This window comes from Pusillibacter faecalis (genome assembly GCF_018408705.1).
GTDB classification, from domain to species: Bacteria; Bacillota; Clostridia; order Oscillospirales; family Oscillospiraceae; genus Oscillibacter; species Oscillibacter faecalis.
This window is the reverse complement of the sequence record NZ_AP023420.1, coordinates 2,035,168-2,059,573: the sequence shown is the minus strand read 5'-3', so window position 1 is coordinate 2,059,573 and position 24,406 is coordinate 2,035,168. Positions and strand designations below refer to the sequence as shown.

23 protein-coding genes are annotated in these 24,406 nt (G+C 55.8%); 14 read left to right on the top strand and 9 right to left on the bottom strand.

What is annotated here, in order from left to right:
* Positions 1–5 precede the first annotated feature (5 nt).
* The 12 genes from KJS55_RS10310 to KJS55_RS10255 all read left to right on the top strand — a co-directional run bounded on the left by KJS55_RS10310 (position 6) and on the right by KJS55_RS10255 (position 10,499).
* Complete coding sequence (locus KJS55_RS10310) at positions 6–2,108, top strand: chemotaxis protein CheA (protein ID WP_187029537.1); 2,103 nt, start codon at positions 6–8, stop codon at positions 2,106–2,108.
* Positions 2,109–2,131: 23 nt separating this feature from the next.
* Positions 2,132–2,620, top strand: coding sequence for a chemotaxis protein CheW (locus KJS55_RS10305; RefSeq protein ID WP_187029535.1), 489 nt, complete (start codon positions 2,132–2,134; stop codon positions 2,618–2,620).
* A gap of 37 nt (positions 2,621–2,657) precedes the next feature.
* Positions 2,658–3,455: a CheR family methyltransferase gene (locus KJS55_RS10300; RefSeq protein WP_187029533.1), complete on the top strand. Its 798-nt coding sequence runs from the start codon at positions 2,658–2,660 to the stop codon at positions 3,453–3,455.
* An 82-nt stretch (positions 3,456–3,537) separates the two neighbouring features.
* Entirely contained in the window at positions 3,538–4,533 is a 996-nt protein-coding gene (gene cheB, locus KJS55_RS10295) for a chemotaxis-specific protein-glutamate methyltransferase CheB (protein ID WP_229600197.1), read from the top strand.
* A gap of 191 nt (positions 4,534–4,724) precedes the next feature.
* Positions 4,725–5,024 carry a hypothetical protein gene (locus KJS55_RS10290; RefSeq protein WP_187029529.1) on the top strand — a complete coding sequence of 100 codons (300 nt, stop codon included), beginning with the start codon at positions 4,725–4,727 and terminating at the stop codon, positions 5,022–5,024.
* Positions 5,025–5,027: 3 nt separating this feature from the next.
* Entirely contained in the window at positions 5,028–5,489 is a 462-nt protein-coding gene (gene flgN, locus KJS55_RS10285) for a flagellar export chaperone FlgN (RefSeq protein WP_187029527.1), read from the top strand.
* A gap of 45 nt (positions 5,490–5,534) precedes the next feature.
* Positions 5,535–7,577, top strand: coding sequence for a flagellar hook-associated protein FlgK (locus KJS55_RS10280; protein WP_213543283.1), 2,043 nt, complete (start codon positions 5,535–5,537; stop codon positions 7,575–7,577).
* An 18-nt stretch (positions 7,578–7,595) separates the two neighbouring features.
* Complete coding sequence (locus tag KJS55_RS10275) at positions 7,596–8,927, top strand: hypothetical protein (RefSeq protein ID WP_187029523.1); 1,332 nt, start codon at positions 7,596–7,598, stop codon at positions 8,925–8,927.
* A gap of 44 nt (positions 8,928–8,971) precedes the next feature.
* Entirely contained in the window at positions 8,972–9,580 is a 609-nt protein-coding gene (locus KJS55_RS10270; RefSeq protein WP_187029522.1) for a DUF6470 family protein, read from the top strand.
* Between the two features lie 15 nt (positions 9,581–9,595).
* Complete coding sequence (gene fliW, locus KJS55_RS10265; RefSeq protein WP_187029521.1) at positions 9,596–10,051, top strand: flagellar assembly protein FliW; 456 nt, start codon at positions 9,596–9,598, stop codon at positions 10,049–10,051.
* Positions 10,045–10,284: a carbon storage regulator gene (locus KJS55_RS10260; protein WP_187029519.1), complete on the top strand. Its 240-nt coding sequence runs from the start codon at positions 10,045–10,047 to the stop codon at positions 10,282–10,284. Before fliW ends, KJS55_RS10260 begins: the two co-directional genes overlap by 7 nt.
* 38 nt (positions 10,285–10,322) lie before the next feature.
* Complete coding sequence (locus tag KJS55_RS10255; RefSeq protein WP_187029517.1) at positions 10,323–10,499, top strand: YjfB family protein; 177 nt, start codon at positions 10,323–10,325, stop codon at positions 10,497–10,499.
* A gap of 41 nt (positions 10,500–10,540) precedes the next feature.
* Here KJS55_RS10255 and KJS55_RS10250 read toward each other — a convergent pair whose 3' ends face one another.
* Together KJS55_RS10250 and KJS55_RS17515 are read right to left on the bottom strand one after the other, a co-directional pair.
* Positions 10,541–11,359, bottom strand: coding sequence for a tyrosine-type recombinase/integrase (locus KJS55_RS10250; RefSeq protein ID WP_187029515.1), 819 nt, complete (start codon positions 11,357–11,359; stop codon positions 10,541–10,543).
* A 227-nt stretch (positions 11,360–11,586) separates the two neighbouring features.
* Entirely contained in the window at positions 11,587–13,671 is a 2,085-nt protein-coding gene (locus tag KJS55_RS17515; RefSeq protein WP_283093708.1) for a flagellin N-terminal helical domain-containing protein, read from the bottom strand.
* A gap of 299 nt (positions 13,672–13,970) precedes the next feature.
* Here KJS55_RS17515 and KJS55_RS10235 point away from each other — a divergent pair, with 299 nt between their 5' ends.
* Entirely contained in the window at positions 13,971–15,344 is a 1,374-nt protein-coding gene (locus tag KJS55_RS10235; RefSeq protein WP_213543282.1) for an AAA family ATPase, read from the top strand.
* Here KJS55_RS10235 and KJS55_RS10230 read toward each other — a convergent pair.
* From KJS55_RS10230 to KJS55_RS10200, 7 genes are all read right to left on the bottom strand, one after another.
* Positions 15,296–16,135 (bottom strand): hypothetical protein, encoded by an 840-nt coding sequence (locus tag KJS55_RS10230; RefSeq protein ID WP_213543281.1) that lies wholly within the window; start codon positions 16,133–16,135, stop codon positions 15,296–15,298. The genes KJS55_RS10235 and KJS55_RS10230 overlap by 49 nt on opposite strands.
* A 49-nt stretch (positions 16,136–16,184) precedes the next feature.
* Positions 16,185–18,023 carry a cell division protein FtsA gene (locus tag KJS55_RS10225; RefSeq protein ID WP_187029509.1) on the bottom strand — a complete coding sequence of 613 codons (1,839 nt, stop codon included), beginning with the start codon at positions 18,021–18,023 and terminating at the stop codon, positions 16,185–16,187.
* Positions 18,024–18,049: 26 nt separating this feature from the next.
* Positions 18,050–18,427, bottom strand: a complete 378-nt coding sequence (locus KJS55_RS10220) for a response regulator (RefSeq protein WP_187029507.1) — start codon at positions 18,425–18,427, stop codon at positions 18,050–18,052.
* Complete coding sequence (locus KJS55_RS10215; RefSeq protein WP_187029505.1) at positions 18,414–18,923, bottom strand: hypothetical protein; 510 nt, start codon at positions 18,921–18,923, stop codon at positions 18,414–18,416. Before KJS55_RS10215 ends, KJS55_RS10220 begins: the two co-directional genes overlap by 14 nt.
* A 28-nt stretch (positions 18,924–18,951) precedes the next feature.
* Complete coding sequence (locus KJS55_RS10210) at positions 18,952–20,679, bottom strand: flagellar assembly protein A (protein ID WP_187029503.1); 1,728 nt, start codon at positions 20,677–20,679, stop codon at positions 18,952–18,954.
* 165 nt (positions 20,680–20,844) lie between these two features.
* A complete protein-coding gene (locus KJS55_RS10205) occupies positions 20,845–22,620 on the bottom strand; it encodes a methyl-accepting chemotaxis protein (protein ID WP_187029501.1) in 1,776 nt (591 codons plus the stop codon).
* 71 nt (positions 22,621–22,691) lie between these two features.
* Positions 22,692–23,417, bottom strand: a complete 726-nt coding sequence (locus KJS55_RS10200) for a cell division ATP-binding protein FtsE (RefSeq protein WP_187029499.1) — start codon at positions 23,415–23,417, stop codon at positions 22,692–22,694.
* A gap of 115 nt (positions 23,418–23,532) precedes the next feature.
* Here KJS55_RS10200 and KJS55_RS10195 point away from each other — a divergent pair, with 115 nt between their 5' ends.
* Positions 23,533–24,399: a C39 family peptidase gene (locus KJS55_RS10195; protein ID WP_228300511.1), complete on the top strand. Its 867-nt coding sequence runs from the start codon at positions 23,533–23,535 to the stop codon at positions 24,397–24,399.
* Positions 24,400–24,406: the final 7 nt, after the last annotated feature.

Genomic DNA, 24,406 nt, shown 5'->3' with positions numbered 1-24,406 from the left:
CTGCTATGGGCAGTAGTGGAAACGAAATCCTTGATATGTATATTTATGAGACCAACACGCTCCTGGAGCAATTGGAAACTATTGTTTTGGAGGCTGAGAAGGCAGATACATTTTCACAGGACGATGTAAATGAGATTTTCCGCATTATGCATACCATCAAAGGCTCTTCCGCCATGATGGAGTATGACTCACTGGCAACCGTTTCCCATCGAATCGAGGACCTGTTTTTTATTATCCGTGAAAATACCATGGCGGTTGTCTCCGAGGAAAACAGGCCCTGCCTCTTTGATCTGATGTTTCAATCCATTGACTACTTCCGCTCGGAAATGGAAAAGGTAGAGGCCGGCCAACCCCTTGATAAAAATATCGACACCTTTCTTGAAAATGTTAATAGCCTGATTTCCAAAATTAAAGGGGAAAACCCTCCAGAAGCTGCGGCATCTGTCCCTACTCCGGCGCCTGCGGTTTCGTCTTCGGAATCGTCCACTCCCACAAAAACCGCCGGCGGCAACCCGGACTTTCCCTATGAGCTGCATGTCTTTTTTGACGAGGGATGCGGCATGGAGAACCTGAGGGCTTATATGCTGGTGGTGTCCATCCAGGACTTCTGTGCAGAGGCGGATTTTTTGTTTGAACCCGCTGCAGTGGAAAACGACGCCTCCACCGCGGAACAGGTGATCAGGGACGGCTTTCTTTTGATGTTCAAGCACGCAGAGGACCGGGAAAAGGCCATTCCCGTTGTGCGTGGGGCGGGTTCGGTGCGTTCCTACCAGCCTCACGATTACCATCCTGTGCTGGCGCCGACTTCCGCTCCCGCGCCAGAGACCAGCCCTGCCACGGCAAAAGCGCCAAAGACATCCGTCCCGCTCTCCGCGCCGGGCACCGCAACCCCAGGGCCCGCGGCGGGCAGCGCTCCCGCACACCAGAAGGAAAGCCTGATCAGCGTTAATCTCAGCAAGTTGGATCAGCTGTCAGCTATTGTTGGAGAGATCGTCATTACAGAGTCCATGGTGACTGCGTCTCCTGACCTGAAGGGGCTGCACCTTGATATCTTCTCTAAAAATGCGCGTCAGCTCCGCAAGCTGACGGATGAATTGCAGGATATCTCCATGTCCCTGCGGATGATTCCCATGTCCAATACCTTCCAAAAAATGAACCGTATTGTCCGCGACATGAGCAAAAAGCTGAATAAGCGTGCTAAGCTGACGCTCATCGGTGAGGGCACAGAGGTGGACAAGACCATTGTGGACAGCATTGGCGACCCCATCATGCACATGATTCGCAACGCCATGGACCACGGCATTGAGGCAACCGAGGAAGAGCGCATTGCTGCCGGAAAGGACCCGGTAGGAGAGATCGTCCTCTCCGCGCAGGACACCGGCAGCGAGGTCATCATCATGATCAAAGATGATGGCCAGGGCGTCAATGACGAGAGCGTGCTGAAAAAGGCCATTAAAAACGGCTTTGCCGCACCGGACACCGAGTATTCCCACCGGGATATTCTGAACTTTTTGCTGATGCCGGGCTTTTCGACCAACACAGAGGTCACGGAATACTCTGGGCGCGGCGTAGGAATGGATGTGGTGAAGAAAAGTGTGGAGGAGCTGGGAGGCAATGTCTCGATTACAAGCGAGCTTGGTAAGGGAATGACCACCACCATTCGCATTCCCCTGACCATGGCAATCATGGACGGCATGGAAGTATCTGTAGGAGATTCTATTTTTACCATCCCCATTAACAACATCCGCCAGAGCTTCAAGGTGTCCAGAACCGATATCCTGCGCGATTCCATGGATGGTGAAATGATCAAGCTGACTGACCGATACTATCCCGTTATTCGGGCCAAAGATTTTTACCATCTTCCCGGCGGCACAGATGCGATCGACGAAGGCATCCTCCTATGGCTGGAGTCCGGGGATCTTTCCTATTGTCTCTTTGTGGATGAGCTTTTAGGAGAGCAGCAGATTGTTGTAAAGCCGCTCCCCTCCTATATCAACAATTTCAATGTAAAAAATTATGGAATCATGGGCTGCAGCATCCTGGGTGATGGCAATATCAGCATTATTCTGGATGCGGGCAACCTATATACCGCTGCGCAAAGCGCATAGCCGTTACAAAGGAGTGAATGGAAGTGAACGCAGTGAAGGAGCCAGGCCTGCTTGATGCGGAAGAAGATCAGATCCTCTCTCCGGAGGACGAGAGCAGCTGTCAAAAATATCTTATTTTTGTAATTGATAACCTAAGGCTTGGCGTCGACGTAAAGTATGTGGTGGAAATTCTCAACAATCATTCCGCCACCTATCTTCCGATGATGCCGGACTACATACGCGGCATCTTCAATATGCGGGGTCAGATTATTCCAGTATTGGATATCCGGCTGCGGCTGGGCAAGGCAGCGAACGAGGCTGACGCTTTGTTAGTCGTACTCAACTTCGACAATACCCAAATTGGTATTCTGGTGGATGCCGTCGACCAGATGATTGAAATCCCCAGTGAAGACATCTTGCCCGTACCATCTCAGAGCTCTCAGCAGCTGGTTTCCGGTATGTGTACCATTCCCGATGGTTCTGGTACTATGCTGGTTTTGGATTGCGAACGTTTGCTAAGCCATGAGTATTGAGGCAAACGCTGGTCACGCAGGGAATTCCTTTTCCCCCATGCTGATTTCTGACGCGGACTTTCAGCGTATGGTGACTTTTATCAAGTCCAACTATGGAATTGATCTGTCCCACAAGCGCCAGCTGATCACCGGCCGCCTGTCTCCAACCATCCGCAAGATGGGCTATTCCAGCTTTTCTGATTTCGTGACACATCTGCTGGAGAAAAAGGACGCTGATGAAATCACGATGATCCTGAATAAGCTGACAACCAACTATACGTTTTTCATGCGGGAACAGGAGCATCTGGAATATTTTCGGCAGAGAATTATCCCTGACCTAATCCGCCGCCATCAAAGGGACAAGGTCTTGTCGATCTGGAGCGCCGGCTGCTCAAGCGGAGAAGAGCCCTACAACATCACCATGTATCTCTTTGACTATCTGGGTACACAGGCCCGGCAGTGGGACACCCGCATCCTTGCCACGGATATCTCAGCTAATGCCCTGACATCCGCCAAAAAAGGTATTTATGAACTTCCCGAAACGATGCCCACAGACTGGAAGCGCAAGTATTTCACAAAGAATCCGGACGGCACCTATACCGTGGTTCCGTCCGTCCGGGATAATGTGATTTTCCAGACCTTCAATCTGATGAACCCCATCAATTTCCGCCGCAAGTTCGACGTCATATTCTGCAGAAACGTCATGATCTATTTTGACCAGCCCACCAAGGACGCCCTTGTGGGGCGGTTTTACGATGCAACGGTTCCTGGCGGCTATCTGCTGATCAGCTATTCAGAAAACCTGAGCCAAAACTCTCCCTATCACAGATTGACCACAGCGACATTCCAGAAATAACCGAAGGAGGTCCAACATCTCGGCTATGACCAGCAAAAAAGTTCATGTTATGGTGGTAGATGACTCGATGGTGGCCCGCAGTATGATTATCAGGGGGCTATCTGCACACCCAGGGATCGAGGTCGTCGGCTATGCCATCAACACATTGGATGCAAAGCTCAAAATTCCCAAGTTGAATCCCGATGTCATTACCATGGATGTGGAGATGCCTGGCAAGAGCGGAATTGACTTTTTAAAGGAGTACCTCCCTCAGCATCCGATCCCTGTGATCCTTGTCTCATCGCTGAATTTGAAGGTGTTCGATGCTCTGGACGCCGGCGCGGTGGACTTTGTACGCAAGCCTGCCTCTCAGGACAACATGGATGCCTTTGTCACCGCGCTGACACAAAAAGTCCTGATCGCATCCGCCGCCAAGGTTCGATCCGTTCCGGCCGCGGCGGGAACTTCCCCAACGCAGCTCTCGTCCCCCTTCTCCGCCCCTCTTGGCCAAGCTCCAGCTCTGGACCAGGTTCTGATTGGTTTGGGAGCGTCTACCGGTGGAACGGAAGCGACGTTGGAAGTTATGAAGCGGCTGCCGGCGGACATCCCAGGCATGGTCATTGTACAGCACATGCCGCCCGGCTTTACCAAAATGTATGCTGACCGGTTGAACCGACTATGCCGCATGGAAGTTCGGGAGGCCCAGAATGGGGATGAGCTCCATCGCGGACTCGCTTTGGTGGCGCCCGCTGATTTGCAGGCGCGTGTAGTCCGCATTGGCAGTAAGTATACCCTCTCCTGTATGCCAGGTGAAAAAGTGAGCGGCCATCGCCCCTCTGTGGATGCGCTCTTCCAGTCCATGTCGGAAGTAGTCCAATGCCGGATGGTGGGGATTATCATGACCGGAATGGGGCAGGACGGAGCCGCCGGCCTGCTGGCCATGCGGAAAAAGGGGGCTTATACTATCGGGCAGGACAAAGAATCCAGTGTTGTATACGGAATGCCGGCAGTCGCCCATGAGATTGGAGCCGTCTGCATCCAGGCATCCTGTGAAAATATCGCCGGTGTTCTAATCCGCCATTTGAAATTGCTGCGATGATGCGCAGGTTCTTTGAAAAAAACACAGACGGAATTTGTAGGGACAGGCACCCTGCAAATTCCGTCTGTTTGTCTCAATAAAATTTCCTCTGCATTCTTATCTTTTCAGTCATGATGACGATATAAACAATAAGTGATTTTATTGGAGCATCACATATCACATGGATATGAAACGGAAAGGTGTGAGATATCATGCTGACTTCTTCTGGCGGCGTCCCCCCCATCAGTCCCCCAAGAACATATTATCCCGGCGTCAGGCAGGGCTCTGCAGCCAGGCCTCATATGGACCGCAGCCATGATTCTGTGTCATTTTCCGTCTGCGTGAACGGCGAGGACACCTTCCACAGCTTGGTCAGCCGCCTCTCTTGCGAGGTGCGGACTGCCACAACAACTGGTGATATCCATACTCTTCATCAGGCGGTGGTCTCTGGTGACTATACCCCGGACCCGATGGCCATTGCCGGGAAAATACTCTTTTTGATGGGAGGCTAACCGATGGAACAGCTCTTCCGTTCCTATTTGGAACTTCTGCGTTCCATAGTCAGCAATCTGGAGCGGCTCACCAAATTGGTGCATCGCAAAATCGAGGTTGCCCAAACAGATGACCTGGAGGCGCTGCATGAAATTTTGAACGAGGAACAGGCATTGGCCCTGGCATTTCGCGGTCAGGAGCAAAAACGTCTGAACCTTCTCCAGGAGCTGGGCCTGTCAGAGGTCCCTCTTGGGCAGCTGGCTGCGTATTTCCCTGCTGAAATGAAAGATGCGGTGCGCCAAACAGCCGCCGAACTAACGGAGCAGTATCGCGCTTATCGCAATGGTGCCCAAGTGGCCCGAGGCATTTTGGAGCACAACCTCCGCGAGGTCGACCGGGTTCTTGCAGCCCTGAACGCCGACTCTACCGGAAGTTCCGCGCCTGTGCCCCAGGCTCCATCTGCAAAGACAGATTTCCGAGTATAAGCAATCATGTTCCGCTGCGGCGGATCAGTTTTGAGGAGTTTTACGATGAATTCGATTGGTACATTTGGTTCTTATACCCAAGCCCGGCTGGCAATCTATGCGTCTCAGGCAGGACTGAGTGTCACCGGAAATAATATTGCGAATATCAATACCTTTGGATACACCCGTCAGCGGTTGGAACAGAGCAGCTTCTATGCAGGTGGCGCCGACCGGTATTATTCCTCTTTCGGCGCCCGCACGGGAAATGGCGTGCTGTGTACCGGCGTGTCCCAGCTGCGGGACCCCTATCTGGACATCCGCTACCGCAGCCAAATGTCCAACGTGGGCGCCATGGACGCCAAGCTGGGCGGCCTGGAGGGAATCCAGGCGATTTTGGACGAGGTAAGCGACGGTGAAGACGGCTTTGGCATCATCAGCGCGCAGCTGGACAAGATGTACGACGCCCTTCAGCAGCTGACAGATCAGACCGGGCACGACGTATATGACACCCAAGTTCGTGCCGCCGCGGACGTACTGGCCAAGCAAATCAACTCCTATGCCAACAGACTCAGTGAATTGTACAATAATACCTTGGCCGGCTACAAGCAGGATGTGGAGACCGTTAACAATATTCTGTCGAATATCCGGGAGCTGAATGCCTCCATCCGCAAAAGTGAGATTCACGGCGACAATGCTTTGGAGCTTCGGGACGAACGCAACCTGCTGATCGACCAGCTCTCCGAATACATGAAAATCGACGTAGTCTACACCGAGGAGGATATCGGCGCGGGTCAAACCGTTGAAAAGCTGACGATCCGCCTGGGGAACGCCAACCCTGACGCTGATGTGACGACGGACTCCACACTACTGGTGGACGGCACCTACGCCGCCCAGTTTTCCATAACCCAGGTCCCACAGCCCAATCCCAACTTTGATCCCACCAAGCCCCCAAATGGAGTTGATAACTTCCAATACCTGAAGCCGGATGGGAGCGGGACCAATAATGCGAACCTGGCGCAACTCATCGACAGCCCCAACTTTGATCTGACCGTCTCCGAACTGCGGGATATCAATGGCCGTATCCAGTATACTATGGAAAAAGGTCCTTTGGAGACAATTACGAAAGCCGAATACGACGTCACCGGCGGTAAGGCCACAAGCGTGACGGACCCTGATACGAATATCACAACCATTACTGTCTTTACAAAGTCTGGAAATCAATACTATAAGCAGGTGTATACCAAGACTCCCTCCGAGGCTGTGGCTCTGGATGACAATGACCTTTACGGCGCTCTCCAATCTGAGCGGGAGCTGCTGACGGAGGCTGGGGAGTATTCCACCGCAGACACCATTGCAAAGACTGATGAAAACGCCGCCGGCAAGCGTGGAATTCCCTACTATCAAAAGGCCCTGGATTCCTTGGCAGTTCAGCTTGCAAGCGCCTTTAACGCAGCCAACCAGGGATTTATGCGGAATGAAAAGGGCGAATATATCGACGAGGACGGAAACCCGCTGGTTCTGGATGGAACCACCCTCACTACAGATATCAAGCTGACGGATAAACAGCTGGAATTTTTGGAGGCCAACGGCGATAAGGTGGGCTTCAACATGTTCAGTGTCCGCGGAGACACGGACGATGCCGAGGGAATTACCGCCTCGAACATCTCTGTCTCGGCCACGTGGGCCAGCGGCGAGCAGATTATTTCCTCCTTTGTGCGCCCCAGCAACCAGGATGTCGCCACCACCGACAGCGCGAATATCCTACACATGGTTGCTCTGTTCACCACAAAGATGGATTATCTCCCCAGTGCGGTGGAGCCTGACAGCAGCGATATCCCCCTGTTTAACGGGACCTTCGGTGAGATGTGGGACAACATCGGCTCTGTCCTTGGCCATGATATGAAGGGAACCAGCACACTTCTGGACAACTATTATGCTGCCTCCGTCACTCTTGACACCAGCAGAGACTCTGTCTCCGGTGTGGATTTGAATGACGAGGCCATGAATTTGATGCAGTATTCAAAATCCTACAATGCCGCCTGCCGCCTGATGACCACTCTGGACTCCGTGCTTGACAAGCTCATCAACGGTACTGGCATTACAACCTGATAAGGAGGCTGCCCGACCATGATGATCCGATCCACTACCAACGGCGTGTTAAAAAGCTATCGCTATAATCTACAGCGATCCTCCTACACGCTGAACAAAGCGATGAACACCGTTCTGACTGGGCGGAATTTCGATACGTACGCAGCAGACCCCGCCACAGCCGCGCGCTGCTTCCAGATGCGCCGGTCCTTTCAGCGCGCCAACAGCCAATACTCGGTAAGTGAATCTGTGGTTCGCAAATATGACCAGGCCTGGAGCGCCCTTGGCAGCGTGGTGGATGACATCAACAACCAAAAGACCTCCTCTGCCTATCAGGACATTCTTAACAGTATCAACGATCCCACCGCCTCCGGCCGCAATGCCCTGGGGCAGTCTCTGACGGAACTTGCAAAAGGGATTGTGCAGACCATGAATGGCCGCTATGGCGATAACTTCATTTTCGCCGGCGCGGATGGGCTGAAGGTTCCCTTTACCTGGGGAGAAGACGGCACCCTGTGCTACCGTGGAGTCCCTGTAGACGCCGCAGTACCGGATGTGGCCATGAGCAATGGTGCTCCCCTCACCCTGAACGATCAGGGGCAGTATGATCCCGCCGGGACCAACTATCTCCTTGCCGGCGAGGTAAAGACCATCAGTGTGGACGATTATGAGGCGGCAGTCAAGGCCGGAAATGCACCCACGGTGCTGCGGGACACCACCGGTGCCGGACAGCTTGTGGATGCGGATGGAAATATTAGCACAACGGAACGCTATTATCTGGTGCTGGACACCTCAGAGACTATCTCCAAGGCCGATTATGAGCAGGCGGAGAAGGATCTGGCCGCTCTGGACTATCTCTCCAAGAGCGAGGCGAAGTACGCGGATCTTGGCTTGGGCCTACAGGAGGACAGCGAGACGGGTGAGGTGATCGGCTCCAGTGTATTCAATGTTGCCTTGCAGGGCATCAATTTCCTGGGCTATGGCGTTGACGAGGACGGAGACCCCAAGAACATCGTCTCCATCATCTCCCGGATGGGGCAGATTCTTCTAAACTGTGACGCCACCACCGGTGCCTTTGCCGCAGGGGAACGGGATGAATTCCAGCGCCTGGCGGATAAGTTTGAATCATCCGCCGCTCTGCTGCAGGATAAGCACATCGAGCTGGACACCCAGGCCGATTTTCTCAAGAGCAACCAGACTCAGCTGGAGAGCATGGCGTATACACTGGAGCAGCAATTCCTGGGGATCGAGGATGTGGACCCGGCGGAGGCAATTTCACAGCTCTCCTGGGCGAAATACTGCTACAACACAGCTTTGAAGGTGGGGAACGGCATTCTCTCCCAAAGCCTGATGGATTATATCAACATCTGATCCAAAGTGAAGAGTCTTATAATAAAAGGAGCTGAGGCACTGCTATGGGACCGCTCATTGAAATTACAAATGTACCGATTGAAATCGAGATGAAGGTGTCCCACGCGAAGCTGGAATACACGCGGGGTACGGCGGAGCTGGAAATTTCCAGAGATAACGGCGGTCTGAGCATCAAAAGCCGTCCGATCCGCCTGAATATTGACACCTTTGAAGCCCGCAATTCTGTTGTGCCCACCGCGGTCCGCTCTATCCAGCAAAGCGCGGAGAAGGGCCGGCAGGCGGCCTATCAAGCCACTGCCACCTATGCTCAGCAGGGAGAGCTTCTGCTAAAGACTCAGATTGGCGAAGAACTGGTGACACAGTTTGCGGCAGATGCTGCGGCGAAGGACGTGAAAACCAACATTGGGATTCAGTTTCTCCCATCGGTGGGACCGGAGCTGGATTGGGACCCAGGTGAGGTCAATATCCGTTTTGAAATGGATAAACTGAACTTTGACTGGCGGGTCAATCAGACGCAGTTCAAATTTACCCCCGGCGACATTGAAATCTCTGTCAAGCAGCAGCCGGATGTGATCATCAAATATATCGGCGGGCCGTTGTATGTACCGCCTTCTGCTGATCCCAATTATGAGCCTGTCGACGTACAGGCGTAAGGGGGAGGCGCCTCATTGAAATTACAAACCAAATATTTTGGTGAGATCGACTATGAGTCTTCGGAGGTCATCCGCTTTCCGACAGGAATGTTCGGCTTTGACGACGAGCACGATTTTCTGCTGCTCCCCTTTGAGGGCAGCGGGCACAGTATGCTGTGTCTGCAGAGCACTGCCACGCCCGCTCTAGCCTTCATTCTGCTGGACCCCTTCTCTCTTTGTCCGAGCTATACGCCCGTACTGCGAAAGACGGAACTGGAGCTTTTTGCTGCGGAGGACACAAGTGCCTTGTGCTTTTATGTGCTGTGTGCGGTGAAAAACCCGGTGGCAGCCAGCACGGTCAATTTAAAATGTCCTGTGGTTATCAACCCCAAAACCAACGAGGCCCGGCAGATTATCATGGAGACGGAAGCCTATGATATGCGGCATCCCCTGGCGGACTTTGGCCGCGGGGAGGAGGCGGCGACATGCTGATCCTGCAGCGCAAGCCCGGTGAATCCGTGATGATCGGTTCCGATATTTCCATCTCTGTCATTTCGGTGGAGGGCGGCCGTGTGCGGCTGGCAATCTCTGCGCCGGTGGAAGTACCCATTTTGCGCAGTGAGCTGATTGCCGCCGCCGCTGTCAATCAGGATTCTGCGCGTGAGGAATCCGACCCTGCCGCCTTGCTTGATCTGTTGAGCGGCCCTCCACCGTCTTCCCCCTGAAAAAAATGGACCATATTTTTGTAAAGGAGTGTGTTTGCATGTTAGAATCCATCGCGGGTGCAGCCATGGATATGAGCGCCGCGCGGTTTTCCGTGGAATACTCCATGGCGGTAACGAAAAAGGTGATGGACACCCAGGAGCTGGCCGCCCAGGAGTTGCTGGAAATGCTACCGGCCGCGCCGTCCATGGGACAATATATTGACGTCTACGCCTGACCAGAAACAAGAAAAGTCATGGGACAATCCCATGACTTTTTTTATTCCTCCCAGCCATATGTAAGCTGTTCTTTTTCTATCACGCGATCATGCGCCTGCTCCACCAGCAGATCAATATTCCCCAAGATTCCCTCTATGGTAGCCTGGTACAAATTCCGCAGGCAGGTGGAAGTTCCCTTTTCCTCCGCCACCTGGGCATGATGGCATATCTTTTTCAGGATGCGGGCAACGTTGCTCCTCCTGATCACAAGCCCTGTTCTTGCAAGGAAAATTGGGCCGGATAGGATTCCATTTCTCTGTGCATATTCCAGCAATTCTGCCTGTAAACATTCCGGGATATGCAAAAGCTGACGAGTGCCTCCCGGCGCAATGACCACCTTTTTCTTTTGAACTGCCTCCACGCTCAGGCAGACAAGCTCCTGCACCGTCATACCCGTGCAGGCGAAAACCTTGATCAGCAGATAGGCCCGTTCATCCCGCATGATTTTTGCGGTCTGCAAAAGGCGCAGATATTCCCCTCGGGACAGTTCCGGCCTGACATAGGGTTCCGGTTTTTCGACCCGCCCCTGCAAATGCCGCTTATCGCAGAAGTCCAACAGGCTATTGGCCGTGGAAATACTGATATTGGCGGACCGGACAGCATAGCCACCGCGCATCAGTTCCTCCCGCCACTGGGCCAGCGTGTCCTGTTCGATCTGCTTATCCTCAGGCAGATAGTCATACAGCTGTTCCAGATGGTGTCGATACGTTTTCAGAGTTCCTTCCCGTACTCCTTTTTCCCGGAGAGCCTCCAAAAACTGATTGATCAGATCCTGTGTCAGCGTCAGCGTGAATATACCCGCCGTACTATTATTTTTCATATCCATTCTATCTTCCCACTAAACGCCGGCAATGCCTGCGGACCCCTCAGGGGTTTCGCGCCGATTTCCTACATGCCCCGTGAAGCAAAAAGCTGGTTCTCCACGGATGGGTGTGATGCAGAGGGGGCGGGAAAACCGCCCCCTCGTGTTGCCTCTCCTGCGGCACCGCCTGAAAGCTTTACCGCTGCTTCCCGTGAGGCCCAGCTGTTATGCGGCCGACCGCTGCATTACTGCAGCAGCTGCAGCACGCCCTGAGGCACCTGGTTGGCCTGGGCCAGCATGGCCTGAGCGGACTGAATCAGGATGTTGTTCTTGGTGTAGGACATCATCTCCTCGGCCACGTCCGTGTCGCGGATGGTGGACTCGGCGTCGGTGATGTTCTCCTCCATCACGGAGAGGTTGTTCTGGGTGTGCTCCAGACGGTTCTGGGTGGCGCCCAGAGTACCACGGGTCATAGATACGCTGTTGATCGCTTCCTTGATCACGTTCACGGCCTCGGCCGCGCCATCCTGGGTGCTGATATCCACGTTGGCAATGCCCAGGGCGGCGCAGTGCATATCCTCCACGGATACCTTCAGCTGGTTCCACGCGTCGCTGGTGTCGCCGATCTGCAGCGTCAGGCCGGTACCCATGATGGGATCGCCCTTGGCAGCGTCCACGGTGGACACGCCGATGTAGCTCGCCAGCTTATCCATGGTGGTCATGTCGGTGGAGTCCTTGGCGGCCTGGAGCTGCTGGAGGCTGATCTTGCCGCCGTCGCCGGCCTTATGGCCCACAGAGAAGATACCGTTATCCTTGGCAGCCTCCGTGAGCTTGCTGGCGGCCAGTTCGTCAAAGTCAGCCTCCTCACCGGTGAGGTGGGTCAGGTCAATGACGTTCTCCGCGCCCGCAAACACACTGTCCTTGCCCACAGCAAAGGTGTAGGTGGTGTCGCCCAGAGTGACCTGGGTGCCGTCGGTCATCTTGCCGGCCAGATCCAGCACCGTGTTAGCCAGCTGATCCTTAGCGCCGGCCTTGGTGGCCACCACGTTAACGGTGCCCACATTGATGGTTCCGCTTGTGCCGGTAGTATAGGCGTCCGCGCCGTCAACTGCATTGCCGGCGGCAATAGCGACTGTATCGCCACCAGGAGTCTTCACAGTGATGTTGGTGACTGCGGGGGCATCGGCGCCGGCGGTCTTTGCGGTCAGAGTCATACCGGCCGTATCGCTACCGCCCACGGTAAAGAGATCCTTCAGGTCGGCATCTGCCTCGATTGCAGTCTTGAGGGCATTAAAGGTATCAGCAGCAGAAGTTCCACTGTTGAAGGTCACATCCTTCTGTTGGGTCTTGCCGTCTGCGTCGGTGTATTCAATGGTGACAGTCGCTGCTTGGCCGCCGGTAGTCGCGGTCTGAGTCAGGGCACCGGTGGTATAAACAGCCGCCGTGGCAGCCACGGTATTGCCGGTCACGCCCTCGAAGCTGACGTCATAGTGGGCATTGATGTCCTTGTCAGCAGCCTTGTCGGCAGTGAAGACAATCTTGGAGCCCTCCACCTTAGCGGTGTAAGCAACACCATCCAGGGTGACCGTGGAGCCATCATACAGGGCGGCCAGGGCTTTAGCGTCCAGCTTGTCTCCCTTGGCCAGATTCTGTACGTCGCCGGTGGCATTTACAGTCTGGCCGCCAACTTCCAGAGTAAAGGTATCAGTACCGGGAGTATCCACGACATGGCTCATGCCGTCCAGGTCCACGGAGAAGGTGGGCAGCTGATTGGTCTTGCTGTCGGCCTCCAGCAGGGTGTTGGTGCCAGCCACGCCGGCGGTTCCGCCAGCGGCCTCAGGCAGCAGCAGGCCCTTGATGCCGGCGGCGTCCAACTTCTGATAGGCGGCCTTAACAGAACCGTCGCTCAAAGAGCCGTCCAGCAGCTGGATGCCGTTGAAGTTGGCGGAATCCGCAATCCGGTCGATTTCAGAGCGGAGAGAGTCCACTTCCTTTTGCAGGTTGGCCCGGTCCACATCGTTATCATAGGTGCCGTTGGCGGACTGGTTGGCCAGGTAGACCATGCGGTTGAGCATGTCCTGGACCTCCTGCATGGCGCCCTCGGCGGTCTTCACCAGGGAGATACCGTCCTTCACGTTCTTCTGGGCGGCGTCCAGGCCGGTGATCTGGGCACGCATCTTCTCAGAAATGGCGAGGCCTGCGGCGTCGTCGCCAGCCCGGTTGATCTTATAGCCGGAGCTGAGCTTTTCCAGGTTGCTGGAGAGGGCGGAGGTGTTGTTGGTGTAGTTGCGGTAGGCGTTCATCGCCATAATATTGTGCTGAATACGCATATGATAAACTCCTTTTTCATGATCCGGACAACTCCTTTTGTCCGGTCCGTTGGTGGTTGGGGGACCTTTCGCGCCGCGCCGGCCGGTCATGGCTCGTCGGCCCCCGCGCCCGCCTCTCCACGGCCATGGATAAGCGGACGTGCGGTTTCTCTGGAACCGCTACATCATATTTATCGGCTGTTTTTGCAAAAAACTAAGTCGTTTTGCAAATTTTTTTGCTCTGCGACCTGGCGGGTTTGCCTCTTTCGTTTTTCGGGAATACTGACACACGCCGGTTTCCCCGGTGAAAGGAGGTCTTTATGTCCGCTACATTTTCTCAATTCTGCACCGCCTCCCAGGCGGGCTACAGCGCCCTGCGGCAGTGCATTGACCTGTGCGCCCGACAAGAGCGCAGCTATGAATTTCCTGACTGCCTCATGCCGGATGGCTGCGTCCCGGAGCGGGCCCTGCTGGGCTTTTCCCGTCAGCGGGACGGCAGCTATCTGCTTTACTGGCGGCCCGCCGTGGACTATCACGGGGCCAGCCGGGTTCTGACCGCCCTCTTTCGCCGGAATCTCTGGCGTTTCCAGAGCTACGAAACCTTGTCGGAACGGCTCTCCTCTCTGCGATGGGAGCTGGGCCGTCCCACCGCGGCAGCCGCAGCGGGGCAGGACTGGCCGGAGCCGTGTGTGCGCTTGACCCACGACCTGAGCCAAAGGGTGCTGGGCCAGGACCGAGCTGTGGAAGCTACCGCCTTTCGGCTGTACAGCCATCTTGCAAAACGGGAGCCCGCCCGGCCCCTGTCCCTGGTGTTTTACGGCCCTACAGGGGTGGGTAAGTCGGAGCTGGGCAAGGCCCTGGCCCCGGCCCTGGAGCGCTGCCGGGGGGAGCGGTACCAATCCGTCTGGACGGAGCTGAACACCTTCACCCAGCCTCACTCCGTCCACCGTTTGACCGGCGCGCCGCCGGGCTACGTGGGCTATGAGGACCAGCCCATCCTGGAGGCAGTGCGTCGGAATCCCCGGACAGTGTTTATGTTCGATGAGCTGGAAAAAGCCCACCCGGAGGTTCTCAAAGTGTTCATGTCCATCCTGGACGAGGGACGCTGCACCGCTCACCGGGCAGATGAGGCAGGGGAGCGGGAGCTGGATTTCCGGCGCTGCGTCTTTGTCTTCACAACAAACGCCGATCTCTCCCCTTCCGGTGCGCGGCCCCTGGGCTTTTCCTGCCGGGGAGAAGCCGTTTCCCAAGGCGAAAAAAAATCCGCCACGCCAGCAGAGCTGGCGGAGCGGCTATTTCAGGAGAACGAAGAGGCCCGGCAGGCCATGGTGCGTCAGGGGGTCCTCCGGGAGATTGCAGGGCGGTTCAGCGCCCTGATCGGTTTCCAGCCCCTGGACGCCGCGGCGCGGCTGGCCATCGCCGCCAAGCAGATCATCTCCCTAGGGCAGGAATTTGGGCTACGGATCATCCAGGTAGACCCGGTCACGGTACGCGCTCTCTCCCCTGAGCGGGAAGCTCTGTCCGTCCGCTCCATGACCGGGGTGCTGGAGGGTGTGCTAACGCCGATCTTCGCCCAGGCAGCGCTAAACGGACACGGCGCGTTCCGTCTCACCGGCGTTCCCGGTTCCCTGCGGCTGATCCCGGCCTATCCCACCACCTCCTCCACGGTGCCTGTAGCCGTGTCCAGCCTATAAATGCGGCTCTGGTCAGAGGAGAGGAAAAAGCTGCCTTCCACCACGTTGGTATCGGTATCCTCCGCTGTCCGGTACACACTCACTGGAATGCAGGGGATGCCGTTGATCAGCGCCATACCATCCAGTGCGTAAATCCGGTAATCCTCCATGGAGCTGCCCTCCAACCCAAGAAGGGAGGGCGGCAGCCCCCGGACATAGTCCAGTGCTTCCTCCATCGTCATTCCCTCCGGCGCAGGCGGGTCTGTGATCTCCCCCTCCGGGGTGTCCGTGACGACGGTGCAGCTCCCCGCCGCCCAGGTCAGCCGGAGGAGCATGACCTTGTCCGCCTCCGCCGCACGGTGCGCCAGATTCACATCTCCTGACACCGCGCTGAAATCCGGGGCGTCAGCCCTGACCAGCGCTCCGTCCACGATGTCGAAGCCCAGGTCTGGCGATGTCAGCAACGCTGTGTACGCTGAGACCAGCGTCCCGGCATCGGACAGACCCTCGTAACGGTAGCCAACGGCGTCGGCGGTAGTTTCCATCTCCGGCGCTGTGCCGTCGTCCGTTCCGTTGGTTGTGTCTGTATCAGCATCCGTGCCGGCGGCCGCCAACACCTCCTCCTGATACACGGAAACGCCGTCCGACATCACTGGCAGCGCTATCACGTCCACTCCGCCGATCCGGTATTCCTCAGGAGGGTCGATGCTTTGCTCTCCATCCGCAGCACCGTCCCTCCGCATCCAAAAAACTGCCGCGCCTGCGGCTGCCACAATCCCCACGGCGGCAAGGATCGCTTTCTTTCGTTTCAACTGTTCTCATCCTCCATGTTGATGGCTCCCATCCCCACGCTCTGTGCCGTCATACGCAGGCGATGGTGACGGAGTCTCCGTCCTTGAGAACCTGCCGGAAGCCGCATTCCGCGCCGTTCACCTCCAGACGGACTGGGCGCTCCAAATGGTCGAAATCCAGTCCGGAAAATTTCAGCAGATCCATCAGATAATAGGGTGTCCCCTCCTCTTTCCCGTCCAGATGAAGCGGCTTTTCATTCAGCACGATATCCAGGGGCTTCGGACTCACCGGAGGCGCCGCCGGCTCTGCCGGGATCTCCGTTTCGGGAGTGGGGGATTCCAATGTCAAAATTACATCTCCCTGTTCCAGCTGCGTGTCTGCTGGCGCCTCCCGATTGTTCACCAGCGCACGGACGGGCCTTCCCAGCAGCTCTGCAAGCGTCCTGGAGGCATCCGCACCAGAGCGCGCCGGAACGAAGCTGATCTGGTCCCCTGCGTGAACCACCGCAGTAACCGGCGCGTCTTCTTCGTTGAGTCTCAAAACAGCCGGTGCCGCCGGCTCTCCCCGCAGAACCACACGTCTACCGTCCAGCGTGACGGAGAGACTCTTCCCTGACCTTCCAAGAATGTCCTCGTACGTATAGCCATTCATCAGCAGAATGTCCCGCAGTGTGAGTGTACCACTGCGAAACAGCTTTGCCGGCTGCCCGTTGAGCATCACCAAATAGCTGTCATTCAGCAAGCCAAGCCCAGCAGAGACGGCAATGCCAAGCGGCGTGGCGTATTCCGGATGATCCAGGTCAAGCTCCTCGGAAAAGGCGCTCTTGGCGTAATGATTGCCTGCCGTGGACACACGCCTTTCCTCCATGCCCAGGCACTGTGCCACCTCCTCCCGCAGCCCCTTCAGCCTGCTGCCGCCGCCGGCTAGGAACACCGCCGAAGGCGCGCCGCCATTCACACCGCTTACCTGGGCGGCAATCGCTTCCGCGAGACGTCTCATAGGCTCCTGAATCACTTCATAAACGGCTGCATAGGAGCTGGTGTTCTCCACCCCCAGAATATCGGTGTAGTGGAGATCAGCCCCGTTCCACAGGTCTCGTTTGATTTCCTCCGCCGTCCGGAAGTCCACCAGAAACGCCCGCATCAGCGCCTCTGTGATCTCATCTCCCGCCAGCGTCACCATGGTGTAGCCAACCACGCTCCCGTCCCGGCAAACCGCGATATCCGTGGTGCCGGCGCCGATATCCACCAGAGCCAGATTCAAAAGACGCAGCTCGGCTGGGATCGCGGCATTCATCGCGGCGATAGGCTCCAGCGTCATGCTGGCCACTTGCAGCCCTGCCAGATGCATGGCCGCATACAGGCTTTCCACCACCTCTCCGGGCAAAAAGGTTGCCACCACATCTGCCTCCATGGTCTTACCGCCATGCCCCAGCAGGGTGGATAAGGGATATCGGTCCAGGCGGTATTGCGCAACCGTATAGCCCACCAGAAAAAACTGGCGGCGATTCTCCTCGTCCATCTGCAGCGCTGCCTCTGCCGCGGATACCGCGCCAGTCTCCAGCTGGCTGATCTGCTCCGGGGTGATGGCCTGCCCATCCGGCAGTTCCAGAGCAAAGGTTCCGCTTTGGGTCCGCAGCGCACGTCCAGCTGCTGCCACACAGACCTTTTCCAGATGGACCTCCAGCTGTCTTTCCAGCCGTTCCGTCACGATGCGCGCCAAATCCGCCACCTGCTGGATGTTGTCAATCTGCCCATCCATCATGGCACGGCTTTTATGCTCTTCCATTTCGATGCCCAAAATCTTGAGCCGGTCTCCCACGGTCCTTCCCACAACGCCCACCACGCTGCGTGTGCCAATGTCCAGAGCGAACACGAGATCGGTATCCTGCGCTTGATATTCCGCCATACAGGCAACGCTCCTTCCTTTTGGCCTCACAGATGAATGGCTTTGAATGCTCCCCTCAGGCCCTCCAACAGTGTTTCCCTGGTAAAGGGCTTAAACAAAAAGCCCTTTGCACCCAGCGCGGCAGCGCGGTCGATCATATCGTCATAGGCCATGGAGGATACCATGAAAATATTGGCTTCTGGGTAGTGTTCCCGCAGCTTTTTACAGGTTTCCAGGCCATCCATTCCCGGCATGACAATATCCAATGTCACCAGATCTGGCTTCATCGTGCCATATTGCTCCAGCGCTTCTTCGCCGCTCCGGCAGTAGCCGATAATCTCGATGTCACTGCCCTCAAGCATTTTTTTCATCTCCGCGTAGATCACGCGGGAATCGTCAACCACCATGATCCTATACTTGGCCATGCATGCTCCTCCTCAATAAATCATTCACGACTTCGGCCGTCCAGGAAAACGCAGCTAATTCCTGTTCATCACTGATAAAATAAACGGTACTGAGTGAGGTATCCTCGCCCAGCCCCGTGGGGTTCGGTGAGGCTTCATACCGCGTCGGAAAAAAGCGCGCAGTTGTCTCAGTCGCCTTGTAGAGTTCAGAAATAAATCTGCCGCACAAAATATTAAAGAATTCCATTGCGTATTCTTGCGCCTCTCCCTCTTCCGGCTCGCTTCCAAGCATGTTCCGGGCCAGACGGGAGAGCATGCGGGGTTCCGCAAGAAAGCGCAGCTTCATGGGGAAGTCTCCCTCTACAAAACCATAGATCGCATCTATGTCTCTTTCCCTTGCAGTATGTTCCCAAGCGGGATGATGCTGCAATTGAATTCCTGCCATCAGCTCTATAATTTCGCAGACCAGAGTTCCGGCCATTTGATTGACCCAGTCGCAGTCACATACCGCCTCCAAGGTTTCCTCCCTCCATCTGATAAGCTCCTCAGTGGAGCTCCTTCAATTCGTCCGTCTTAGTATCATACGCCACTTTACAATTCCTACGAACGGTTGTTGCTGTCCAGATGGCAGTTTGCACCTCCAGACTTGTGACCGGATAAATGACCTCGCCTTCTATCCGGCATTTGGAGAGGTCCGGTACCATTGGCTGCAGCCGCTCTCTCCGCTTTGTCAGCTGCTGTTCCTTAATTCTTAACACCGACCAGCGCATGCGCGCTTTGGCCAGTTTTTCACTGATTCCTTCCATGCCCTGCTTTTGTTCCAGATATGCAAGCTCCTGATCCAGGTGCCTTTTTTCGTGACTGATGGTACACAAATCCTCTTTGATATCTCGCAGCTCATTTTGCACATAGGGCAAGATCCCCAGGGTAAGCTCCGTCTTTCTTCCGGACTGTGCCCCAATCATATGCGCTTTGATAGAGACTGCGGCGGTCAGCGCTCCGCCAATGATGCTGCCTCTTCCGCTGGTCACATCAATCGAACCGTCGCTGAAGATACGGGAGGCCATGATGCAATCCGCATAGATGTCCCCTTTCGCATAGACGGCACAGTTTTCCAGATAGCGCACACGGACACATCCATTACTTTTCAGCAGAGCCCTGCCGTCCCCCACCACGCCGCGGGCAATGACCAGGTCGCCGCCCGCTTCCACTGTGGCCGCTTCTACCAGTCCATCCACGGTCACTGTGCCCTGCGCGTGGACGGTAAAGTTTTCCCGTACATCCCCGCAGATGTGGACATCTCCGGAAAAGTCGATGTTCCCGGTGGAATAATCCACATCACCCTGGATTTCCAACAGTGGGCTGACCTGAAATGCCTCATGCGCAAATGTCAGATGTCCGTCCCGTGTGGCAATCAGCCGCAACCCATCCTCCGTCACCGCAGTGTTCTTTCCGGCGGGAATTTTTGCTGCCCGCACAGGTTTTGGCTCCACCACCTTGCCGTCTACCCGCAGCCCGGCCTCCCCGGGCTGCGGCAGGGTAATATCACAGATGACCGCGTCTTTTTCAATCAGCTGGACATAGTTCAGCGCGCGGTAATCCGCCACACCGTTCTCATCCAGCTTGACCTCATGAGAGAGCTCTCGCGGATAACGCTCTGTTATGCTGCCGCTCACGCCCTCCACAGGGGGCGTACCAATGGCAATCGGCACCAATTTAAAATACTGCGGTTCCTGGAAAATACACACCATGGAGGCCGGGTCAATGCCCGTGGTGACACCGCTTTCCTCCAGTGCCTTGCCAATAGCCTCACCGCGCAGTTTCCCCTCCCCCATCGGCGGAAACACAAAGCTCCATGCGGCCATTTTATCTTTGGACAAATAGATGCGGCATGCCGCATCTATGGACCCACTTCCGTTGTTTCCCGCCTTTTCTATCACTGCAAGGCGCTTTTGGGCGTCCTTCTCCAGCATTACCATGATCCGTACACGCTCTTTCTCCAGCGTCTGCGCGTCCATGTGCAGGTCCTCTATTTGTTTTCCCGTGGTCAGGGAAAGCACCGGCGGCAGGTCATTTCCGGCCCACTGGCGCCAGACTTCGAGCAGGGCTCCCTTCAGCTCGGAACGCACGGCGGTACTTTCCGCCGCGACAGGGCCCATCTCCTCCGTCAGGATGTTCTGGCTCGCTTCTGCCTGCTCCGCAGGCGGAGGCGTTTCCGTCTCCGCACCTTTTGTCAAGGAGCGGAGGAATGCTCCGATGTTCCATTTTGCCATCACAAATTCCCCTCTTTCCATGAACAGATTGAGGCGGTCACTGATTCAACAGCCGGTATAAGAAAATGCCGGAAGGCGGAAGCAGGACCGCCTTCCAGCATATTGCAGGGAATATTCGCGGAAAGGCTGAGCTTAACGCATCTGCGCCGTCATCAAAAGGGAGCCTTAGTATTTGCTGAACGCGTTGGCAGCTCCGCTGGCTTCAGCCGGCTCCTCGCTGCGAAATTCGGCTTTGGCTGCCGCGCCATAGACGTCATCCGTACTGTGCAGCTTGAACTTTGCCAACAGTTCCTTCATCAAAGCCGCCTGGCTGGAGAGCTCCTCGCTGGCTGCCGCCGATTCCTCACTGGTGGCGGAGTTCGTCTGAACCACGGAAGAGATCTGATCGATGCCCTCCCTGACCTGGGCGATTGCCTCGGCCTCCTCCTCGGCCGCCTTGGCAATATCCTGAATCACACCCATGACATTTTCCGCAGCATCCACTGTTTTGTCCAGAGAGTCGGATACCTTCTTCACGATCTCGCTTCCCCTCTGCACAGAGGTGATGGACCGGTCAATCAGCTCCTTGGTCGCCTTGGCTGCCTGGTCCGACTTGGTGGCCAAATTGCGCACCTCGTCCGCCACCACGGCAAAGCCCTTGCCTGCGCTGCCTGCCCGGGCTGCTTCCACAGCGGCGTTCAACGCAAGGATATTGGTCTGGAACGCAATATTCTCGATTGTGGCGATAATCTTCCCAATTTCCTGGGAGGCCCCGGAAATCTCATCCATGGCCTCCACCATTTCTTCCATGTATTTGGCGCTCTCCTCAACCTGACCGCCTGCGCTTTTCGCATGCTCCATGGCCTTTTCGCTGTTCTTGGCGTTATTCTCGGAATCCGTGGAAATCTCTGAGATGGTGGCGGACAGCTCTTCCACAGCGCTGGCCTGCTCTGTGGAACCCTGCGCCAGTGCCTGGGCACCCGTGGACACCTGGTCGGACCCAGCGGCCACCTGCTCCGCGCTCAGGTCAATCTGTGCCAGCGCATCGCTGAGATTGTGGTTGATGGTTTTGATAGACTGGAAGACGGAATAAAGCGCGCCCACATACATGCTCTCATCCTTGGTATGGACGTCAAAGTTTCCATGTGCCATCTCTTCCAGCAAACGGCATTCATCGCTGATCACGCCGCCCAAGACCTGCTGACTGGTGCGCAGCGCCTGGCACATGTCACCCAGTTCGTTTTTACTCTCGAATTCCACAGGGATATCAAGCTTGCCCTCGCTAAAGCCCATCAGGGCCTTATGTACCTGGGCTGTCGGCTCCACAATGCTTCGAATCAGCTTTGTGGCAATAGCCAGGACGGCCACTGTGGCGATCACCATCACTACGAGGATCACGATCATTGTGATCCTGCTGGACTGCTCCTGCCGGTCAATCGCCTCCTGCTGCGCCGCGCTTAAAGAATCGTCCAGCGTACCGGCAAACGTGGTCAGCTCGTTCAGGCGCGGAGAGCAGGTATTCAGAATCATACTGATAGCCTCATCGCCCCGACCGCCGTTAATCGCGTCTATGATATTGGGGACCTCTTCAGCCCACACGGTCAAATCCTGAATCAGGGTATCTAAATCACGGTCGTCGAGAGGATAAATCTCTCGCAGTTCCTGGATTTTTGCATCCAAGCCGGTCAGGGTGCTGTTGATATAGCTCTCCAATTCTGCATTGCCACTGCGGTCATCAGGATTCAGCGCCATATCGCGGACGCATCTGGCCGCGGCAGTGGCGTCCAGCCGAATGGATGTGATCAGTTCATTGGCCCGGATTTCCGTGTTGATGACACTTGTGTAGGCATTTCCCTGCTTAAACAGAAGCACCAGAGTGCTGATAATAATCAGCAGTGAAACAACGATGGTAATTCCGAACCCTAAAATCAAACTCTTTTTAATTTTCATGTTTTTGAGCATGACTGCCACTCCTTCTTCTTTCTTACACTTGTTTTCATCTATATCAATCGGCTGCGCGGTGCGCTCGTTTTTTACACCACATCACCGTATCTTCCCTTTCTCACATCACCGAAGAGCCGTCCGTCCACCAGCGTCACCACTCTGCGGCGCATAATATTGACATATTTGCTGGCGTGGGTCGCCATGATCACGGTTGTTCCCCTGTGATTGATTTCCGTCAACAGATGGAAAATATCCCAAATGTTGTCATCATCCAGGTTTGCTGTAATCTCATCGAGTATTAAAATAGGCGGGCTGTTGATCAGCGCTCTTGCCAGCTCCACACGGCGGCATTCGCCAATGGACATCTCCGCAGGATATCTTTTCCCAGTCCCGGCCATGCCCACCAATCCAATGACCTTTTCAATCCGCGCGTGTAATTGTTTGGCGGATTCCAGCTTTCTTCCAACCCGGGCGGCAAGCATTAAATTCTCCTCCACCGTCATCTTCCGGATCAGGGACTGCTCCTGGGGAACCTTTCCAAACAGCAGGGTGGTCCGGGTGTAGTTCCAGCGCATCAGCTTTGATAAATCCCTGCCGTCCAGCCGGACAACGCCCTGATCCGGCTTCATTTGTCCTGAAATCAAATCCAGCAGAGTACTCTTGCCCGCGCCGCTGCTGCCGATCACAAATACAAAATCGCCTTGTTCAATCGTCAGGCTCACATCTTCCACACCAAGCTCGATCTGTTTTTCAGTCCAGCCGTGCCTGCCTGCTTGATAATACTTGGTTACATGTTCCAGTGCAATTGTGGGCATATCCATTTTGCTCCAGTCTATTGATCACCGTGCGGGGGCTGCAAACGCCTTGCTCTTGAAAACCACCTTGATTCTGATATAATGTCAAATAACGTCGATATCTGGTGGTGGAATTTTGAAAAGGAAAAACACCAAAAAGCGTACAACCTATCTTCTTTTTGCACTCCTCGCCCTGCTCTGCGTTGGAAGCGCAGAGCTGGCTGCCTGTCGTTTTTTTGCCCCCGACCTCTATCAGAAAATTATGTCGCCGGTCCGCCAATGCTTACAGTCTGCCGTGGAACTTGGTGCGCACACAGCCGCAGAAGTCTCCGCCTGGTGGTCCGCTTTGACCGCCCCGGAGGAAGTGCTGGCCGATCCCCAGCTTGCGGGGGAACCGGCAATCCTCAGCGAGGGCCCCATCTCCGATCCCTCTCTTACAGAGCTCAAGGAATCGGATGGCAAAGAGGTCCTGACCGGGGGAATCATCCCCGTCGTTTATTATAACCAGGGGGATGCGGCCTGGGCGGAGCAGCCATATGGCAGCGACGACATCGGGCACTACGGCTGCGGACCCACCGCCATGGCGATGGCTGTGTCCAGCATGGGAGATTGGGACAGGGACCCCGTACAGATGGCACAGTGGGCTGTGGAGCACGGATACTGGGCAAAGGGCGGCGGGTCCTATCTTTCGATTGTAGAGGGGACGGCGGCAGCCTATGGCCTGACAGCCAGTTCCCTTGAGGAACACACCCCGCAAGCAGTCCGGGAGGCGCTGCTGTCTGGAAACCTCCTGGTGGCACTGATGGGGCCCGGCCACTTTACACAGGGAGGCCACTTCATTCTTCTGCGCGGCGTTACACTTTCCGGCACGATTTTGGTTGCCGACCCAAACAGCGAGGAGCGCAGCCTGATGGAATGGGAGCCGCAGCTGATTCTTGACGAGCTCTCTGCCAGTACCGCCAACGGCGCGCCTCTTTGGGTCCTCTCCCCCGCCGAGACCTGACTCGCTT

Excerpts from the sequence above, each read along its gene's own strand:
- KJS55_RS10310 (WP_187029537.1), top strand. The coding sequence starts at position 6 with ATGGGCAGTAGTGGAAACGAAATCCTTGATATGTATATTTATGAGACC.
- KJS55_RS10250 (WP_187029515.1), bottom strand. The coding sequence starts at position 11,359 with ATGAAAAATAATAGTACGGCGGGTATATTCACGCTGACGCTGACACAG.
- KJS55_RS10270 (WP_187029522.1), top strand. The coding sequence starts at position 8,972 with ATGGGACCGCTCATTGAAATTACAAATGTACCGATTGAAATCGAGATG.
- KJS55_RS17515 (WP_283093708.1), bottom strand. The coding sequence starts at position 13,671 with ATGCGTATTCAGCACAATATTATGGCGATGAACGCCTACCGCAACTAC.
- KJS55_RS10280 (WP_213543283.1), top strand. The coding sequence starts at position 5,535 with ATGAATTCGATTGGTACATTTGGTTCTTATACCCAAGCCCGGCTGGCA.
- cheB (WP_229600197.1), top strand. The coding sequence starts at position 3,538 with ATGATTATCAGGGGGCTATCTGCACACCCAGGGATCGAGGTCGTCGGC.
- KJS55_RS10205 (WP_187029501.1), bottom strand. The coding sequence starts at position 22,620 with ATGCTCAAAAACATGAAAATTAAAAAGAGTTTGATTTTAGGGTTCGGA.
- KJS55_RS10235 (WP_213543282.1), top strand. The coding sequence starts at position 13,971 with ATGTCCGCTACATTTTCTCAATTCTGCACCGCCTCCCAGGCGGGCTAC.
- KJS55_RS10290 (WP_187029529.1), top strand. The coding sequence starts at position 4,725 with ATGCTGACTTCTTCTGGCGGCGTCCCCCCCATCAGTCCCCCAAGAACA.
- KJS55_RS10275 (WP_187029523.1), top strand. The coding sequence starts at position 7,596 with ATGATGATCCGATCCACTACCAACGGCGTGTTAAAAAGCTATCGCTAT.
- KJS55_RS10220 (WP_187029507.1), bottom strand. The coding sequence starts at position 18,427 with ATGGCCAAGTATAGGATCATGGTGGTTGACGATTCCCGCGTGATCTAC.
- KJS55_RS10300 (WP_187029533.1), top strand. The coding sequence starts at position 2,658 with ATGCTGATTTCTGACGCGGACTTTCAGCGTATGGTGACTTTTATCAAG.
- KJS55_RS10255 (WP_187029517.1), top strand. The coding sequence starts at position 10,323 with ATGTTAGAATCCATCGCGGGTGCAGCCATGGATATGAGCGCCGCGCGG.
- KJS55_RS10225 (WP_187029509.1), bottom strand. The coding sequence starts at position 18,023 with ATGGCGGAATATCAAGCGCAGGATACCGATCTCGTGTTCGCTCTGGAC.
- KJS55_RS10260 (WP_187029519.1), top strand. The coding sequence starts at position 10,045 with ATGCTGATCCTGCAGCGCAAGCCCGGTGAATCCGTGATGATCGGTTCC.
- flgN (WP_187029527.1), top strand. The coding sequence starts at position 5,028 with ATGGAACAGCTCTTCCGTTCCTATTTGGAACTTCTGCGTTCCATAGTC.
- KJS55_RS10210 (WP_187029503.1), bottom strand. The coding sequence starts at position 20,679 with ATGGCAAAATGGAACATCGGAGCATTCCTCCGCTCCTTGACAAAAGGT.
- KJS55_RS10200 (WP_187029499.1), bottom strand. The coding sequence starts at position 23,417 with ATGCCCACAATTGCACTGGAACATGTAACCAAGTATTATCAAGCAGGC.